The sequence below is a fragment of the Acinetobacter sp. Swhac1 genome, from assembly GCF_013390985.1.
In the GTDB taxonomy this organism is placed as follows: domain Bacteria; phylum Pseudomonadota; class Gammaproteobacteria; order Pseudomonadales; family Moraxellaceae; genus Acinetobacter; species Acinetobacter towneri.
In genome coordinates this window covers 1-17,939 of the sequence record NZ_JACASN010000038.1, presented here as the reverse complement: position 1 = coordinate 17,939, position 17,939 = coordinate 1, and the positions used below count along the sequence as shown (strand labels likewise).

Sequence of the window (17,939 nt, the reverse complement as noted above, 5' to 3'; positions counted from 1 at the left end):
ATGCTATCCAGAAGGCCAACAACACCCCTTACGGTCTTGCTGCTGGAGTCTTTACCAACAATTTAAGCCGTGCGCATCGCATGACCAAAGCAATTCGATCAGGCATTGTTTGGTTAAATACCTATCGTGCGGTTTCACCACTCGCACCTTTTGGAGGACATGGTTTATCGGGCCATGGCCGAGAGGGAGGTGCCGATGCGGTGTTGGACTACACTACGACCAAAACAGTTTGGTTACGGACTTCAGATGAACCGATAGCCGATCCTTTTGTGATGCGTTAAAGCATCACAAAAGGGGCTGAATAGGTATGGATTTTCAGGAAGAAAATATGAATAAGTCGAATTCTAAATAGTATTAGTTTTTAGCACAGCATCACTCCTAAAAGGAGCATAAGTTGATACTGAATCAGTATCGATTGGGCAGACTTCATTTTTTTCTCTGAAGAATTGACCAGAGCAGCAATAGTCGTGGTTTTGAAATAACTGAGCTCTGTTCGATTTTTTGTAAATAATACCGACAAGGCAGGTTTTTTTAAACCTGAAGTCACTCTCACTAATATATTGAAATTGAAGGAAATGAATTCCTCAAAGAGAGATTAAGGATATGAGCCAAAATGAAAAAAATGCTTTCGCTATAGAAAGTCATTCTATTGATTATGTTGATCCTTCTGAACGAAATGGAAAAGTTCGGGATCTATTTACTTTATGGTTTTGTACCAATATTGCACCGTTAGCTGTAATTACAGGTGCAATGTCCATGCTTACATTTAACTTAAGTTTGGTTAGTGCATTAGTGGCCATTTGTTGTGGACACTTTTTTGGTGCAAGTATTCTAGCATTGACGTCTGCCCAGGGGCCTCAGGTCGGTATTCCACAAATGATTCAAAGCCGTGCACAGTTTGGACGTTATGGCGCATTGCTGGTTGTATTATTTACGACGCTGATTTATCTGGGTTTCTTTATTTCCAATATTATTTTGTCAGGCAAAACTTTACACACAGTTGTTCCTGCAATTCCCATCCCAGCTGCAACTGTGATTGGTGCAATTGTAGCAACTATTATTGGTGTGATTGGCTATCATTTTATTCATAAATTTAACAAGATCGGCACCTGGTTTATGGGCGGCTCATTGTTAATTGGCTTAATGATTATGATTCCACATATCAATGCAGAAGTACTGGCCAAAGGTGCTTTTAATCTGAAGGGATGGTTTGCCATGTTCGGTCTATGTGCTGTGTGGCAAATTAGTTTTTCACCTTATACCTCAGACTACTCAAGATATTTACCTAAAAGTATCGGAATTTATAAACCATTTATTTATACATATTTGGGCGCATCGTTGGGCACAATCTTTGCGATGGGCTTCGGTACAGTTGCGGTAGCGATTGGTTCAACAACAGATGCAATGGAAGCAGTTAAATCAGGTACAGGACTGTTTGGTTATGTACTGATGATCTTATTTCTTTGTAATATCATTGGTCACAATGCCATGAATTTGTATGGTGCAGTTTTATCTTGTATTACTTCTATTCAGACCTTTGCAGGTCGATGGATGCCAAGCAAAAATATCCGTATCATTATATCAGTCATTGTTTTAATTCTGGCTACGTTTACTGCATTGTGGGCATCTAGTAACTTTATTAGCTTCTTCCTTAATGTGATTTTTGCCTTACTGTTTATCTTGGTGCCGTGGGTTTCAATTAACTTATTAGATTTTTATGTCATCAATAAAAAATCTTACGACATCCAATCTATTTTTGCCCATGATGGCGGAATTTACGGAAAATTTAATGCCAAAGCATTAACTGCCTACTTTATCGGAATTGCGGTTCAAATTCCTTTTTTAACCAATGCTTTCTTCACAGGGCCATTTGCTAATGTAATTCAAGATGTTGATATTTCTTGGGTAATTGGTTTGGTTGTCAGTTTTGTTGTGTATTACGTATTTAATCTAGGAAAGATTAAATCATCACACCCTCAGATGAATGTGAAAGCGCATCAGTAAAAATTAAATTTGGAATGGAATCTATATCATGAAAAAACATTATTTACAGTGGGCAGTCGCATCTGTAATGCTCACAACATGGATACCAAGTTATGCGGGGATCAGTTTTGGGGATCCTAATGCGGACACCGGAAAACTGACATTTTCAGGTTATGTACGAGGCAATTATCAAGACAAAGATTATGGCGAAGCGGCTTCTGACGAAAAAATCCGTTTTGATGCTGCTCAGCTTAAATTAGATTACGAACGTGGCAAATTATTTGGACATGCTGAATATCGTTGTTATCAATATGACACCTTATGCGATTTTTCGACTTTGGTGGATGGCTATGTCGGCTACCAGGTGAATGAGACAGATCAATGGTTGGTGGGTATGCAACCCCTTGCATTTGGCCCGGGACGTTTCTGGAACACCAGTTTATATGGCAGTATCAATATTACAGCGGGCTTAGAAGATGTACATAATTTAGGTCTAAACTATCACTTTGAATTGCCAAGTTCGACTAAGTTTGACGTGGGTTACTTTGCTCTGGATGGAGGGCATTATGTCGGTACAACAAAAGACTCAGGACGTTATAGTGCCAATTATGTCAGTTCAAATGATGCTCCCCACAGTGAGCTGCAAGAAAAAAACATGTGGGTAGGTCGTATTACTCAAGATTTACTTTTAGGGGTTGAAGGACTGAATACACAAGTTGGTGCTTCATATTGGACTTCTAATATTGAGAATAAAACTACCTCTGAAACTGGGCATCGTAATGCGTGGTCATTATTCAGCAAAATCAATTATGGCAATTTGGGGCTTACCTTAACGGGTGGTAAAAATGATGTGAGCAATAAAGATGTTTTTAACGCGCAAGCTTCATTAATGGGCTCTTACGACACTGAATACTATGTGAGTAATAAAGCAACGTATTACACGGCGGATATTGGTTACGCTTTTAAAGAAGTGAAGCATATTGGCAACATAACGCCTTATTTTATGTATAGCCAATATGATAAAAATCAGGCAGGTTCAAAAGATTCTATTCGAAACATTTTGGGTGTATCAATTGAGCATAAAAAACTGGCCTTAACCGCAGAATATATTATGGGCAAGAATGATCCATTTATTGGTGGTAATCAGAATTCATTAGCGATGGGTGATGATAATGAGTGGAATAAATTATTAAATTTAACCTTATTCTATTATTTCTAAATCCCGTTATAACATTCGAGCAACCGAAAAAATTTTCGAGATTTTTTTGGTATGCCATAATACAAAGTTAATAGATAGTAGGTGTAAGCTGATCAAATTAAATTAGTTTGATAACTCTTAACCTACTTTACAAGGATAATCGGTATGCAACTCAATGAAATGGCTTTATTTCACCAACAGGCATTCGTAGCTGGGAAGTGGTGTGATGCAGATAATAAGGATACCTCTGATATTTATAATCCTGCTACACAAGATATTATTGGCACTGTACCCAATATGGGCAAAGCCGAAGCTGAACGTGCTATTCGGGCAGCAGTTGCAGGATGGGCAACATGGAAAAATAAGACGGCTAAAGAGCGATCTATAGTTTTAAAGAAATGGTTTGATTTAATGGTCGCTCATGCAGATGAACTGGCTTTTATTTTAACCAATGAACAAGGTAAGCCATTAGCTGAAGCTCGAGGTGAAATTCTATATGCAGCCAGTTTTATAGAATGGTTTGCCGAAGAAGCTAAACGTGTCTATGGGGATATTATCCCAAGTCCTTATCCTGATGCTCGTATCGTAGTGAATAAACAGCCTATCGGTGTTGTTGCAGCTATTACACCTTGGAATTTTCCTGCTGCTATGATTACTCGAAAAGTTGCACCGGCACTGGCTGCAGGCTGTCCTTGTATTGTTAAACCAGCACCAGAGACACCATTCACTGCTTTAGCTTTAGTCGATTTAGCCTTACAAGCAGGTGTGCCTGCTGAAATCTTTAGTGTGATTACAGGTGATGCTATCACGATAGGTGATGCCATTTTTGAAAGTGATGATGTACGTAAATTTACGTTTACAGGCTCGACACCTGTCGGTAAATTGCTTTATCAGCGTTCAGCCCAGACGCTTAAAAAAGTATCTTTAGAGCTTGGTGGTAATGCACCTTTTATTATATTTGATGATGCTGATTTAGATGCAGCGATTGAAGGTGCTTTAATTGCCAAATACCGCAATGCAGGACAAACCTGTGTTTGTGTAAATCGCTTTTTAGTACAAGCGGGCATCTATGAAAAATTTATCGCTGCATTAAATGAAAAAGTTCAGAAATTTGCTATTGGTAATGGTTTAGAACCAGGCAATGAAATCGGCCCATTAATCAATGCTAACGCAGTTAAAAAGGTTGAAGCTCACGTTGCAGACGCTTTAGAGAAAAATGCACGCCTGGTTGCAGGCGGAAAACGACACAGCAGGGGTGAGTTATTTTACGAACCGACCATTATTGCCGATGTAACTGTAGAGATGGATGTTGCAACTCAAGAAACTTTTGGACCATTAGCTGCAATTTTTAAGTTCGAAACTGAGCAACAAGCAATTGAGATGGCCAATGCCACAGAATTTGGTTTAGCTGCTTACTGCTACACACAAGATTTAGGTCGTGCGTGGCGCATGAGTGAACAACTCGAGTACGGTATGGTTGGAATTAATAAAGGCTTGATTTCAAATGAGGTTGCACCGTTTGGTGGAATTAAACAGTCAGGTTTAGGGCGCGAAGGCTCAAAATATGGCATTGAAGATTATCTCGAAATCAAATACACCTTATTTGGAGGATTAGGCTAATGAGTAATGAAAAATTTGAAAAAGGTTTAGCGATTCGTAAACAGGTACTTGGCGAAGCTTATGTCAATAATTCGATCAACAATGCTGATGATTTTAATTTACCTTTACAGGAACTGGTCACGGAATATTGTTGGGGGGCGGTCTGGGGACGTGAAGAACTGAGCAAACCTGAACGTAGTCTAATTAATCTGGCTATGATATCAGCCTTAAACCGTCCGCATGAATTGAAGCTACATGTTAAAGGAGCTTTACGTAATGGCGTGCCTAAAGACAAAATTCGAGAAGTACTCTTGCAAGTAGCAATTTACTGTGGCGTGCCAGCTGCTGTAGATAGTTTCCGTATTGCAAAAGAAGCAATTTTAGAATATGAACAGGAAAATATTTAAAAACTTTACCAATCAAAATGTTAAAACTATAACCGCATTATTAAATGCGGTTATTCTATTTGCGATTGAAACCTATGAATACTTTCAGCATAAGAAATCTTGACAATTAAAGTGAGTAATCATTACCATATATCAATATTAATGAACATATTATCATTTGATATCTATTTAACTTATGTTTACCTAAAGTCTAGTTCACAAATAAACTTCAAAATATTTTGATAAAATTTAATAAGTTATAAGTATTTATAGGTTAATTTAAAAAAATCACTTCATGAACCTATAAGATTCGGCAGTTTTAGACCAACTTACCTCCAAACAATGTGACATATTGCGCAGAAAGAAACTTCCCATAGAAGTGATATACAAATAACCTTGCAAAGGATCTAAACATCCTGACAGAATTTATTGCTACGCTGTTATTTGGGCTTATCTCGTATGCATGCCATTGAGTGTGGGCATCAAACCATATTGAGAAATTTCCTTAATTCATTAACGCTTGGTTGGTTATACTCTTTAAATTTAACAGGGATTTATTATATTTATGCCATAAATCCCTATTAAAAGTAAATTTTTCTAGAATAAATAGCTATAATGTTTCTTATTATGTTAAATATTTTGAGGGGAAGATTTTGGCTGTATCTAAAACAATTTTCAACCTAACAGAAGAAAAGACAGCAAAGTTAGCAGTACTAATTGATGCTGATAATGCTTCAGCTAAGGACATAGAAAATATTCTTAACGAGCTCACCAAATATGGTGAAGCCACAGTAAAGCGGATATATGGAAATTTTGTTAATCAAAATGGTAGTTGGAAACAAGCTATTAACAACTTAGCTATTAAACCAATGCAACAGTTTGCTTATACAACAGGAAAGAACGCAACTGATGGATTTATGATTATCGATGCTATGGATCTGCTTTATACAGACCGTATTGATGGTTTTGCTATTGTATCAAGTGATAGCGATTTTACTGCTCTAGCTATCCGCATAAAAGAGCAGGGTGCAACAGTGTATGGTTTTGGGAAAAAACAAACTCCTGAAGCATTCCGTAATGCATGCTCTCATTTTACTTACGTTGAAAACTTAACTGATTATGAAGAGTTATCGCAAAATAAAGAAGAACTGTCACAAGTTAAAAAAGAAGTAACAAATACTGTCAATAAAGAGCCTATTCAAACTAAACCCCAATCTAATTCAAATTTACCATTGGATAAGATCAAACAAATTTTTGATAATCATGATACTGAATGGGTTTCGGTAGCATCCTTGGGTTCACAATGGAAACTCTTACAAGTTGATTTTGATCCACGCACATATGGTTTTAAAAAACTTGGGGATTTAGTGAGATCATATCCAAAAGTTTTTGATGTTGAAGAACGATCAACTAGTACAAATGAACATAAGAATTTATATGTTCGCCTAAAAAAGTAAAGTAGCTGAAATTAAGGAACATTGACATTTTTAGCTTAGAAAAATAGAGAACTCTGTCATCTGAAATGAAGAATGCTATTACCTTTGGGCATAGCTATCTAGCTGGATAGCCATATATTTCTTTTTATCTTAAAGAAATTTTTAGAAAGCCTAATTATTCCAATATCCTTGGTTTTTTCAAATAATTATAAGTGTATCTCACTTAGTATTTGAACCTGAAATTAATAAATTAGATGTTTGAATTATGAAGTTAAATGAAAGAATAGAACTAATATTGCAACAATTGTCAGAAAACATGTTTGAACGTGAGCATATTATTGCATTAAGTTTATTAGGGGCATTATCTGGGACCAATACATTTCTATTAGGGGCACCAGGTACAGCAAAGAGTTTAATTTCAAGAAAAATTGCACAAGCATTTGAGGAACCAAAATATTTCGAATATTTGATGAATCGATTTAGTACTCCTGAAGAGGTTTTTGGTCCTGTTTCGATTAAGGCACTCAAAGAAGATAAATATACGAGAAAAATAGAAAATTATTTACCAAACGCAGATTTTGCATTTTTGGATGAAATTTGGAAATCTAGCCCAGCAATTTTGAATGCTCTACTTACTTTAGTAAATGAGAAAATTTTTAAGAATGGTGATGAAATTGTGCATGCTCCACTAAAGGCATTAGTTTCTGCATCAAATGAAGTGCCACCTGATAATCAGGGATTAGAAGCATTATATGATCGCTTTATTCTACGGTTAATTGTTGAACCTATTAAAGAAAAAGACAACTTTTTAAATCTAATTAGCTCAAAACCAACGCAAGTTAAATCCTCAATTGAAAGCAATTTACTCGTTAAACAAGATGAATGGAAAGAATGGCAGGATGAAATTCATCAAATTACATTTAATACAGAAATTAATAATGTGATTTTGATGATCCGCAAATTACTTGCAGATTTACCTGAAGATAAAAAAGTTTACGTCTCTGATCGTCGTTGGCAAAGAGCTGCATATTTGTTAAAGGCTGCAGCATTTTTCAATGGTCGTCGTGAAGTTTTGCTGAGTGAGATTTTCTTACTGAAGTATTGTTTATGGACAAAATTAGAAAATTTTGAAGATGTATCTGAAATTGTCGAAAAATCAATTTTCAATCTTGGTATAGACAGTGGAATTGATACATCCTTCTTCGTCTTGGAAAAGCAGAGATTAGACCAGGAAATTTCTACCGAGCTATATTACACAGAAGATATATACGAAACTGAGGAAATATATGATGGTAAATTCTATTATCCATACTATTGTGAACATCGTAGAAAAAAACTATATATAAAAGTGTCAGGTAATCCTCATAATGAATTTATATATGCTATCGATAGTAACGGTAATAAGGATCGTGACTTTCAATATAAAACTGATGGATCAGGTAGTTATCAAATTTTTAATGGTTATAATAGAAACATTATTTTCACTCCAAAGGTAAAATATACAAGAGGCTCAAAAAAGCAGAATATTAATAGAAGACTAATAGATGCTTTATTATCCGAAGTAGAAGAAATACAAAAGAATTTTATTGAAGCAACAGAGCAGGTAAAAAATAAATATCAATTCTTAGCTAATCAATTTTCTTCATTATTCATTGCTGAAAAAGATTTAAAATTTCTCCTAAATAGCATTGAGGAGCAGATAAACAAATTGGAAGTAAATATTCAAGATTGCGGGCGTTTAAAAGACTTATGCGACAACTAGAATTATTTAATGATACTACACAAAAATTTAAAAATGAGTTAAATAAAGCTCAATTAGATCATTGGTTACACCATGAAAAAGCTCAAGAAAGTATTCATGATCAAATTAATCAATGGTCTATAGATCTAAAACGTCGGTTATTTCTCGACAATCCGTTTCAAGAATACTTTAATACATATGAAAAGTTTTTGAATACAGAAGAAATTGGATTATTAGATGCCATAGATGCTTATTCAAATTTTTCAAAATTTGCTGGTGTACCAGATCAAAGTAGCTACTGGAAAAAAGAAAATGCTAATCCAGAAATTGACCATAATAAGTTAAGACAACAACTATTCAAGGACTGGAAAAAAAATCTTGATCAACGATCTGCTGATTGGGAATTAAAAAAAATTGATCAATTAAGAGAACAATTTTTGAACCAGTTATTGGAGCAATTCAAAAATTTTGAATATCTAAAAAATCTTGCTGAAAAGCTAGGTTTTGATACAGGTATTTTTTTGGATTATTCAAAAGGTAGTCTGACCGAACAAGATATTCAACAATTCAAAAGATGGGTAGAGCATCTGAGTAATAATGAGTCATTGTCTAAAATTTTGGATGTACTAGGGAAAATTCAACAAGCACATTTGGCCCAGGAAAAAATGGATATTTCTACCAAAAGTTCTGTAGAAAGCTTTGTTCCTGATATCAATTCCCGTGAAGAGATCATTGGGATTCGTCTAGGTAATGAATTAGAGTTTGTATTGCCTTCTGAGTTAGCACTGCTATCTGATCCTGAAACTGAGATTCTTTTTGATCTTAAATATATTGAATCGAATCTTATGTGTTTTGAAATGCAAGGTTTACAGGCTATTAGTCACGAAGTTGATATTGTCTCATCAGTTGATGAAGTTGCTAAAGGCCCTATGATTCTTTGCATAGACACAAGTGGTTCTATGAGTGGTACACCAGAATTTATAGCGAAAGCGGTCGCTTTATATTTTGCACAGCAAGCAATGAAAGAAAAACGGGCATGCTATTTAATAAACTTTTCGACTTCCATTCAAACACTGGAACTGACGAAACCCGATGGATTAAATACCTTAATTAACTTTCTTAAAATGTCTTTTCATGGTGGGACTGATGTTGCCCCTGCATTAGATTTTGCTTTGAATTTGCTTAAAAATGAGAGTTATCAAAAATCGGATATATTAATTATTTCAGATTTTATTATGGCAACCTTAGCTTCAAAACAAATGGATAAAATTGATTTGGCGAAGCAAAATAACAATAAATTTTATTCGTTAGTCATAGGAAACTCACCAATCAATCAATTTGCTCGTAATTATTTTGATAGGGAGTGGTTATTTAATCCAAGAAATAGTTCAGTTTCTGAGGTAATAAATTTACTTAAATAACTGATGTTATGCAGCAACCTTTCTTAAAAGTGAGGCTGTCTCATGTCTAGGATACTGGGGCAGTCCAAAAGATCGTTACGTGTGTCTAGAATTTTGGTGGCTATTCACTACGCATCAATGCTCAATAGCTAATTATATGTTCTAAAAAAGCCCTCGAGAGAGGGATTTTTTTAATTGATCATGGAAAAATCGTATTCATATATCATTTTTGCCAATTCTATAGGGTCGTAATTATCCTTACTTTTGAAGAATCGGCAGATACCTAGAAAGAAATTAAAGTCATCGACTGCTTCATGTTTAAAGACGGCTGCGTAATGAGGTCTATGGTAATACCAAGTAGGTTCATCATGCGTATGTACCAACTGAATGTTTTCAAGTGCTTCGGTGATCGTGTCGTAGACCTTTACTTGTTCTTTGGTTAAGCCGGCTTGCATATTTGCTATTGGCATGATGGTTAGATCGGAGTGATCAAGGTTGTTATACTTTATTGTGTAATCTAATATCTTAAATATGACCATTAAAGACGGGTAGTTGAGTTGTTGCAGAGCAGTTCTTAATAGGGTGAGACCCTGTTTTACTTCAACTTGGGTTGGTTCGTCACCTAGAAAATACCAATTTATTTTCATAAAACTGCTAATATCAGCCTGTAGATCAATCATGCTGTACTGTGTTTGCTTGAATACAATCCCGGCATTCTGTATGAAATTATAACTACCAAGCTCATTCATGCAGTAATTGAATAGCTCTTCAAATTCCTTTGGTGGCTTATTATATATAGATTTAGCCAGATCAGTGAGCGTAATGATTTCTATTTTATAACCTTCTTTCTCATAGGTTTTCGATGTATCACGATCAGACAATAGTAAAAAAATGATGTGCTTATATTTTTTGTTTAACTGGTGAGATTCCAGTTTTGCAATGGTATCATCCTTTTTCTTTTTAGAACGATCAGAAGTAATCTGTACTGCTATTCCTAAATTGTCATCGGCAGCATCTATCGCCACATGGTTGCTCTTATCAATATTTACATCACGTAAAGAATAATCGTAAACCTTGTTGAGTAATTCAATGAAAACAGGTTCAGCGATCTTATTATCATCAGTCATCCCAACACTATTTTTCATCGTTATTGTTATGCTGAAATAAGCAAATAAATTAAAGATTTGATCGGCTTTTTGGGTTCTAGTGAGCATACTGATTGGAGTCCGATTTCTCAGGTGGGCGAAAATGACGGAATATCAATACCAAAGTAGATACAGCTTGGCAACGACATTCCATCATGTTCATGGCAAATATCTTCACTCGCTCGTAACATTATCGTTCCTAATAGTATTTCACCTTATACGATGGACCAAGAAACCTTAATGGTAAAATTATACAACATAATCAATAATTACTAATAAATTCAAATATATAAATAAATTTTGGTAAATATTCAATTTAATCTAGTTCATGAACTAGATTAAAAAAATGATTCCATTTTTAATATAAATAGATAAAATACTTATAAATCATAATTTTACACAAATATTTAAATGTTAAAGATTCATATAATAGATGCTGCGCATGGAGATTGTCTTCTTCTTGACTTTGATCACTCAAAAATTTTGATTGATTGCGGCCCTAAATCATTCTTAGCTCGTAGAGATGTACTAACCAATATAGAGAATATTTTAGGTGAAGATGGAACTATTGATATAGCGGTAGTCACTCATAATGATGATGATCACATTGGTGGATTTGAATATTTGCTTGATACCGGAATTAAAATTAAAACTATTGTTTTTAATAGCCTACAAGATATTCCTGACATTATAGCAAGTGTACAAAAACAAATTTCATATAATCAAGATAATACCCTTAAGCAAAAATTACTGACAGAGCGGGGAATTCAAAGTATTTGTTTAACAAGAGAAACAGTTCCATTAATACATAATGGTATTAAGCTAACTGCGATAACACCAACAGTTGAAACGCTAGATCGAATGCTAAACGATGCCAATGCTAAAAAAGAAAGAGAAGAAAAAAAGAAAAGCCAAAAACAAATCTCAAGTTCAAAAATTAAAGAAATGACCTCTGAAGAAGCATTACAAAGAATACAATCTGGTCAAGATATTTTTACAAAAGATCCTTCTATCACTAATAGGTCAAGTATTAGCTTAGTTATTGAATACAGAGATTTCTCTGGGCTATTTCTTGGAGATGCGCATGCTGATGATGTCATTGAGGGTCTAAATATAGCGGGTTTTGGAAAATATCAATTTGATGTGGTAAAAATATCTCATCATGGAAGTGAACGAAACACAAAAATTGAACTGTTAGATCTTTTAGGCAAGACGGAATATATTTTATGTGCAAACAATGAGACACATCATAACCATCCTAACAATATCACATTAGCTAGAATTATAAGTTTAGATAACAATCCAACTATTCACTTAAGCTCAAACAGCTCTAATCTTTCAGCAAAAATTGAAGAGTTTAAAAGACTAGGCTGTAGTATTAATGAAACTTATCCTTCTAATGGGATGAACACACTTAGCTATGAACACAAATAATCTAATACAAGTTCACACACTGACAGATAACTCCAGTGGTTTTTTTTTCAAGTCATTTGATGATGAGAAGTCATTCGTTATTACATCTAAACATAGTATTTGTGACCAAAGGAATAGTTGTGACTTATATCTAAGTAATACTGATGGATGTTGTAGAGTCTGTCCTAAAGAATTTAATACAAACGATATTCAATTATTTAATAACGATGATACATCAGCTCTTCACATAGAAAAAATATATTACGACAAAGTAAAAGACTTAGTAATTATCAATGTAAAAGAAACAGCCCATGATACTTTAATTATTAATGAAAAAAGCATTAGTAATTACTATGTTAGTTATGGGTTTAATAGTAGAGATTTTGGTGTAACACCATTAGTATTTGACGTACCCAGAGTAGTTAACACACTCATATATTACAATCTACATTCCGATCCAACTCCTAATCTAATAGAAAAAAATAAAAATTTTCATGGAATATCAGGTTCTTTAATTTTTACACATCATAAAAATTACCCGACAGCAAAAGCACTTATCATTCACAATGAAAATCATAATGACTTTGGAGCTGAAAGTCTTGATACTTTAAATTTCAGTGAAATCAATGATTTTTTTGAATGTACTGTCTTTGATCAAAGACTTTATATTCCAGAAGTACAGATGATCAAAGAAATTAGTCAACAGAGCTTGGGACAGGTGCTTAAAACGATTAATGGCTTTGAATTATATAGACCTACATTACACAGTGAATTTGAAGAAAAATTAAATTCGGGCAGATTTATCCAAATTACAGGTTTATCTGGTACAGGTAAATCAGTTCTCCTAAGACAAATCGCTGAGTCAAAAGCTAATGACTTGCCATTTTTATTTATTAAATCCAATCAACTTACGGGAAGTAATAATTGGTTAGAATATCTATCTAGGGTTGGGTTACCAAGTTTTTCAATTTCAGAGTGGCTAATAAGTTTGGAAGCTGTTGGGGGAGTCCCTATTGTCTTTATTGATGGTATAGACAGAGTAAGTGAAAACAGTAAACCAATCGTTGAAGATTTAATTCGTACAATTTTTAATGACCATGATTTAACTAATTGGAAAATTGTTACTACTTTAAGAGACACAGGGCTTGAACCGTTAAAGGTATGGATGGGAGACCTTTTAAAGAATACTAATATTCAGATTATTAACATAGATCTTTTAAATGATGATGAATGTCTAGCATTAGCTCAACAAACCCCAAGTATTCAAAAGCTATTATTCAGTGATAACAAAGTCAAAGAGATTATTAGGCGTCCATTTTTTGCTAAAGTTTTAACCAGCTTAAAAGCTAATGATTTTGAACCTGAGTCAGAGTTAGAACTAATTAATGCATGGTGGAAACGAGGTGGATTTAATGAAAATGGTCAAGCTATTTACAATCGACAGGATTTTTTAAAAAAGCTTTCTGAACTTAAATCTCAAAACCTTAGCAATAGTGTCAAACGTAGAGACATTCATCCTATTGATGCTTTAGATAGTTTAGAAGTAGATGGGATAATACATGTAAACTCTAAAAGTTCTACTGTTGATTTTATACATGACATATTTTATGAGTGGTCATTACTTTATCTTCTTTTAGAAGAGGAACATAACTGGTTGGATAAAATAGAAAGCTTTGGACAACCTCCTTATATAAGTAGGGTTGTAGAATTGCTTGCTCAACGGGAGTTTATTGATGATCAGTGGGTGAATCATTTAGCGAATCCAAAATTTAAAGAACTCAGATCACAATGGTTAAGAGCATGGGTAATTGGGCCAATCGGACATCCGAAATTTATTGAGTTGAATGGTAGATATACACAAGCTTTGCAGGAAAAGGATTTCGATCTTTTTAATAAGTTATTAACATGGTTTCAAGCAGAGAAAACCAAGGCAAATCCAATATTCTTGGAACAGCCTGATAAATTACAATTAGCTATTCAATATTCTTGGCCATCTGATGCATTCTTATGGCGAACACTTTTAGAATATGTTTTGAAATTAATACCAAATACTCAACATCAATTATATCCGCAAATTTTAAAAAGTTTTGAGATTTGGCAATATGCAGGTATTCATGCACCTTCAAATCAAATGTCTAAAATGATTTTGGATGTATCAATCGACTGGCTTTTAGAAATTTCTCAAAAAGAGAGAGCTAATGATTGGGGGGAAATAGTTAACTTAAAAGATTTTAAGTTTAGTTTGATTAATCTAATTTTGGTTTCAATACAATCAAATCCAACTTATACCGAAAGATATTTAAAGTTTTTGCTTTCGGAACCTGAATTATCTAGAGAAATTTTTAAACATATCGTAGGCGCTTCCTCTCTTATTTCACAACATCATCCAAAATTACTTGCTGATTTAACGTTAAAATTTTTATTAGATGAACTACCTAAAGAACATATAGAACGTGAGGAAAGGGAACATCAAAGAACCCATCAATATTTTCAGGAGTTATTAGCTAAACCTGAAGAAGAAAGAACCAAAGAAGAACAATTAAAGATTGATCGTCGTGCTTTATTTTTTCATCAAGCACCATATCAACAGATTCAGAATCATGATTGGGAAAACTTATCAATTAAATATGAATCTAGACAGTTTTATCCTAGCTCACCTTTAAAGGAGCCATTTTTTTCATTATTGACTCATTCTGAAGAAACTGGATTACAGCTTATACGTGATTTGTCTAATCATGCGATTCAAGCATGGAAACAACTATGTGAAATTTCTGAACAAGTACCTCTACCAACTATCATTGAATTTCCTTGGGGAGTGCACGAATTTTGGGGAAATGAAAAGCAATATATCTGGAAAAAACCTGTTTGGATAAATAATGCGATTTCATCGGCCTATATGGTGTTAGAAAATTGGTGCTTTGAACAACTAGAGCAAGGGCGAGATTTTGATGAACTCATTCAAAAAATTACTTTAGGACATGAATCAGTCGCAATTCTTGGTGTAGTAAGTGTTTTAGCCCTAAATAAGCAAGTTGTTTCTAATTCTATATTTCCAGTTGTCACTAATTTTAAAATTTTAGAGTTAGATAAGTATCGTTTCCAGCAAGACTTACAGGAACCTAGTACAACTTTAATGTCTCTTCAAGGTGAATCAAAATATCAAAAAGATATTGAAACTGTTAGACACAATTACATTAGAGAAGGCCATAAATTAAGATTAGAATCTTTATTAATAAATTACTTTATAAATCATGGTTTTCATGAACTTATCAAAGATAAGTTATCGAATTTTAAAACGAATCTTATTTTTAATTTTGAGCATGAGAAGACTAATCAACCTAACATCATTTTCTTAGAAGAGCGAGCTGATTATTATGCTGAGTATGGTAATACTGAGAATTACTCTTACCAAAAAATTGAAGAGAATCAATTAGCTTACTACTTTGATCATCCTCATAATAAAAAGCAAGTTGAATCGAAAGAATATAAACAACTAAATGAGTTTGCAATATATTCTAGTGTAGCATATTGGGTTGAGAAATCATTAGAAGCTGATGCAATCCAAAATAACTACACTATAGATTCAGTCATTAAGTTATTCAAAGATTTAGAAGAAAAAGACTTATTTCAAGATGCTTGTGATGTGTATGAAGATTCGTCTACGCATAAAAGTATGAAACAACGTGCTTTTAGTGCCTTAGCTACCATGATCTTAGCCTTTAGAACAGATCGTAAAGAAGGTGATTTAGAATGGGCTCGTGATATTTTAAATCAAGTAATCCAGTTACCATACAGTTCTTATGAGATAGATTGTCCACCAGCATCCTTAGCTTTTCATCCAAAGAAATTTCTTGTACAAGCTTTAGTAAGTGAAATTATTCATGACACTATGAATGATTTAACTTTCAGTAATCTTCTAAATATTGTAGAGAGCCCATCACATGAAATTTCATTAGTGGCATTAAAAGAATGTCTTAAATTATTTGATAAGCATCCTAAACTGACTTGGTCTGCAATTTATTTTGCATTTGCTCTATGTAAAAATCATTTAAAATATCGCATCTATCGATCAGATAAATATCAAGAAGCACAACAGGAATTAGATAAAGTATATGAATCTGTAAACAATTATTTAGAATCAGACGATGATTGGTGTGCACTACCAACACCTGATGCACCTTGGATGAAACAAGATGAAGATATTTCAAAGGGGGTAGAATCAGATACTCAATGGGATCATGAGTTTTCAGGAAAAGTTATTAAGTTACTGCCTGAGAAATTACTTCATGATACCTCTCAAACCTATATTCTAAATTTTTTCGAAAGTTGTTTGGAATGGACAATAGAAAAACAAGAACCTTCTTGGCTTGAAGAAAATCAGAGGTTTGAAGATAAAGATATTATTTATGAATGGAATCATAGCGTATCTAGCACTTTAGCAAGAGTTGTTGGAATATTTCCTACAGAAGAAATCAAAGCCCAATTCCTTATGCCAATTCTTAAGCTTAAAACAGATGCTTGTTGGGAGTTGCTTTATCCGTTCATTGAAAATTATATTTGTAGTTATATTTATGATGCACAAAACATTCCTGACAATGCGTTAGATGTTTTAGATTTATGTTTGGATCGTTTTTTTAAAGCATCGTGTTTTGATAAAAAAGGTTATAAAGCTGGAGAAATTTCAGGTTTTGATTTACCTAAGATTTCAAAATCGCTGATGTTTGTATCATTAGATCAAAATGCACCTTTAGCCAGTAGGTTTGTAAATGGTGATTGGACTGAAATAGGTATAATTTTACCTTTGGTTGATAAGTATATTCGAGCAGTAGGTTGGACTGAATCTGTGATTCATCTATTCTTGAAATTGTGTGAACGATCAATCCAGAATTATCCATCACACCTATATGCAGATCAAATTTTAGGATTAATCTCCTCAGGTGAAGCATTGAATTGGAATGAGCACATATATCAAAGGATATCTAACATTTTACAAATTTTTATAGATAAGGAACAATTGATGCCAATAGAACTTCGACAAAAATTCTTAAAAATTATTGATTGGTTGGTTGATCAAGGTGATAGAAGAAGCGCAGCTCTTCAGCAAAACAAATTTTTTCAAAAGTTAAAGAGTGCCTGAATTATAAATTCTAATAAGGGATTGCAGACAGTTACTCAAGAAAATACTAATGCACAATTTAATATTGTAATTTTAGACTACACCCTAAAGTTACAATCTGAAAGTTCATGAAATTATGTATCATTTAAATGATTTTTAATCATAAGTAACATGTAACTTTAGTGTTAAAGAATTATAATTTACGAAATTGTTCATTTTTATCCAATTGGGGCGTGAAAAAGTGAAAGGCCAAAAAGTAGGGTATGTCCGGGTAAGTTCTGTCGAGCAAAACACTGGACGTCAACTTGAAGGAATTGAGGTCGACCGGATTTTTGTTGACCGTGCTTCAGGTAAAAATACTGACCGACCTAAATTTCAGGAAATGTTGAACTATGGGCACTGTTGCAAATAGAGATTTGAGTCGATGATGTTCCCTTTAAAAAGTACTTAGAGACCGAAAACCCTGTTGATTAGACACACTTCACCCTGAGGCTGACCATAATAAAATGACGATGCTTGTCC

At 33.8% G+C, this 17,939-nt stretch carries 11 protein-coding genes and 2 pseudogenes; 11 read left to right on the top strand and 2 right to left on the bottom strand.

The features are described 5' to 3' along the window. The 8 genes from HX743_RS14290 to HX743_RS14255 form a co-directional block, all read left to right on the top strand. On the top strand, positions 1-281 hold a 281-nt coding region (locus HX743_RS14290), incomplete at its 5' end, for an aldehyde dehydrogenase family protein (protein ID WP_178319541.1). A 322-nt stretch (positions 282-603) separates the two neighbouring features. Continuing rightward, a complete protein-coding gene (locus tag HX743_RS14285; protein WP_178319540.1) occupies positions 604-2,004 on the top strand; it encodes a cytosine permease in 1,401 nt (466 codons plus the stop codon). A 28-nt stretch (positions 2,005-2,032) separates the two neighbouring features. Then, a complete protein-coding gene (locus HX743_RS14280) occupies positions 2,033-3,202 on the top strand; it encodes a hypothetical protein (RefSeq protein ID WP_178319539.1) in 1,170 nt (389 codons plus the stop codon). 144 nt (positions 3,203-3,346) lie between these two features. Further along, entirely contained in the window at positions 3,347-4,801 is a 1,455-nt protein-coding gene (locus HX743_RS14275) for an NAD-dependent succinate-semialdehyde dehydrogenase (protein ID WP_177155612.1), read from the top strand. Continuing rightward, on the top strand, positions 4,801-5,187 hold the full coding sequence (locus HX743_RS14270; protein ID WP_177155611.1) for a carboxymuconolactone decarboxylase family protein: 387 nt from the start codon (positions 4,801-4,803) through the stop codon (positions 5,185-5,187). The genes HX743_RS14275 and HX743_RS14270 overlap by 1 nt, the downstream gene beginning before the upstream one ends. 632 nt (positions 5,188-5,819) lie before the next feature. After that, positions 5,820-6,623 (top strand): NYN domain-containing protein, encoded by an 804-nt coding sequence (locus HX743_RS14265; protein WP_178319538.1) that lies wholly within the window; start codon positions 5,820-5,822, stop codon positions 6,621-6,623. Between the two features lie 244 nt (positions 6,624-6,867). After that, positions 6,868-8,364 carry an AAA family ATPase gene (locus tag HX743_RS14260; RefSeq protein ID WP_178319537.1) on the top strand — a complete coding sequence of 499 codons (1,497 nt, stop codon included), beginning with the start codon at positions 6,868-6,870 and terminating at the stop codon, positions 8,362-8,364. Beyond that, the gene (locus HX743_RS14255) at positions 8,352-9,764 is read left to right on the top strand and encodes a VWA domain-containing protein (protein WP_178319536.1); all 1,413 of its coding nucleotides are present in this window, start codon (positions 8,352-8,354) and stop codon (positions 9,762-9,764) included. Before HX743_RS14260 ends, HX743_RS14255 begins: the two co-directional genes overlap by 13 nt. A gap of 170 nt (positions 9,765-9,934) precedes the next feature. On the opposite strand, the gene HX743_RS14250 is transcribed toward HX743_RS14255, so the two are convergent. Beyond that, the gene (locus HX743_RS14250; RefSeq protein WP_178319535.1) at positions 9,935-10,957 is read right to left on the bottom strand and encodes an SMEK domain-containing protein; all 1,023 of its coding nucleotides are present in this window, start codon (positions 10,955-10,957) and stop codon (positions 9,935-9,937) included. A 342-nt stretch (positions 10,958-11,299) separates the two neighbouring features. On the opposite strand from HX743_RS14250, the gene HX743_RS14245 reads away from it, so the two are divergent. The 3 genes and pseudogenes from HX743_RS14245 to HX743_RS14235 form a co-directional block, all read left to right on the top strand. Then, positions 11,300-12,322 (top strand): ComEC/Rec2 family competence protein, encoded by a 1,023-nt coding sequence (locus HX743_RS14245; protein ID WP_178319534.1) that lies wholly within the window; start codon positions 11,300-11,302, stop codon positions 12,320-12,322. Next, the gene (locus HX743_RS14240) at positions 12,309-17,438 is read left to right on the top strand and encodes an ATP-binding protein (RefSeq protein WP_250316253.1); all 5,130 of its coding nucleotides are present in this window, start codon (positions 12,309-12,311) and stop codon (positions 17,436-17,438) included. Before HX743_RS14245 ends, HX743_RS14240 begins: the two co-directional genes overlap by 14 nt. A 220-nt stretch (positions 17,439-17,658) precedes the next feature. Further along, a pseudogene (locus HX743_RS14235) lies at positions 17,659-17,811 on the top strand (recombinase family protein); the annotation flags it as partial. Between the two features lie 53 nt (positions 17,812-17,864). On the opposite strand, the pseudogene HX743_RS14230 reads toward HX743_RS14235, so the two are convergent. Next, a pseudogene (locus HX743_RS14230) lies at positions 17,865-17,939 on the bottom strand (IS6 family transposase); the annotation flags it as partial.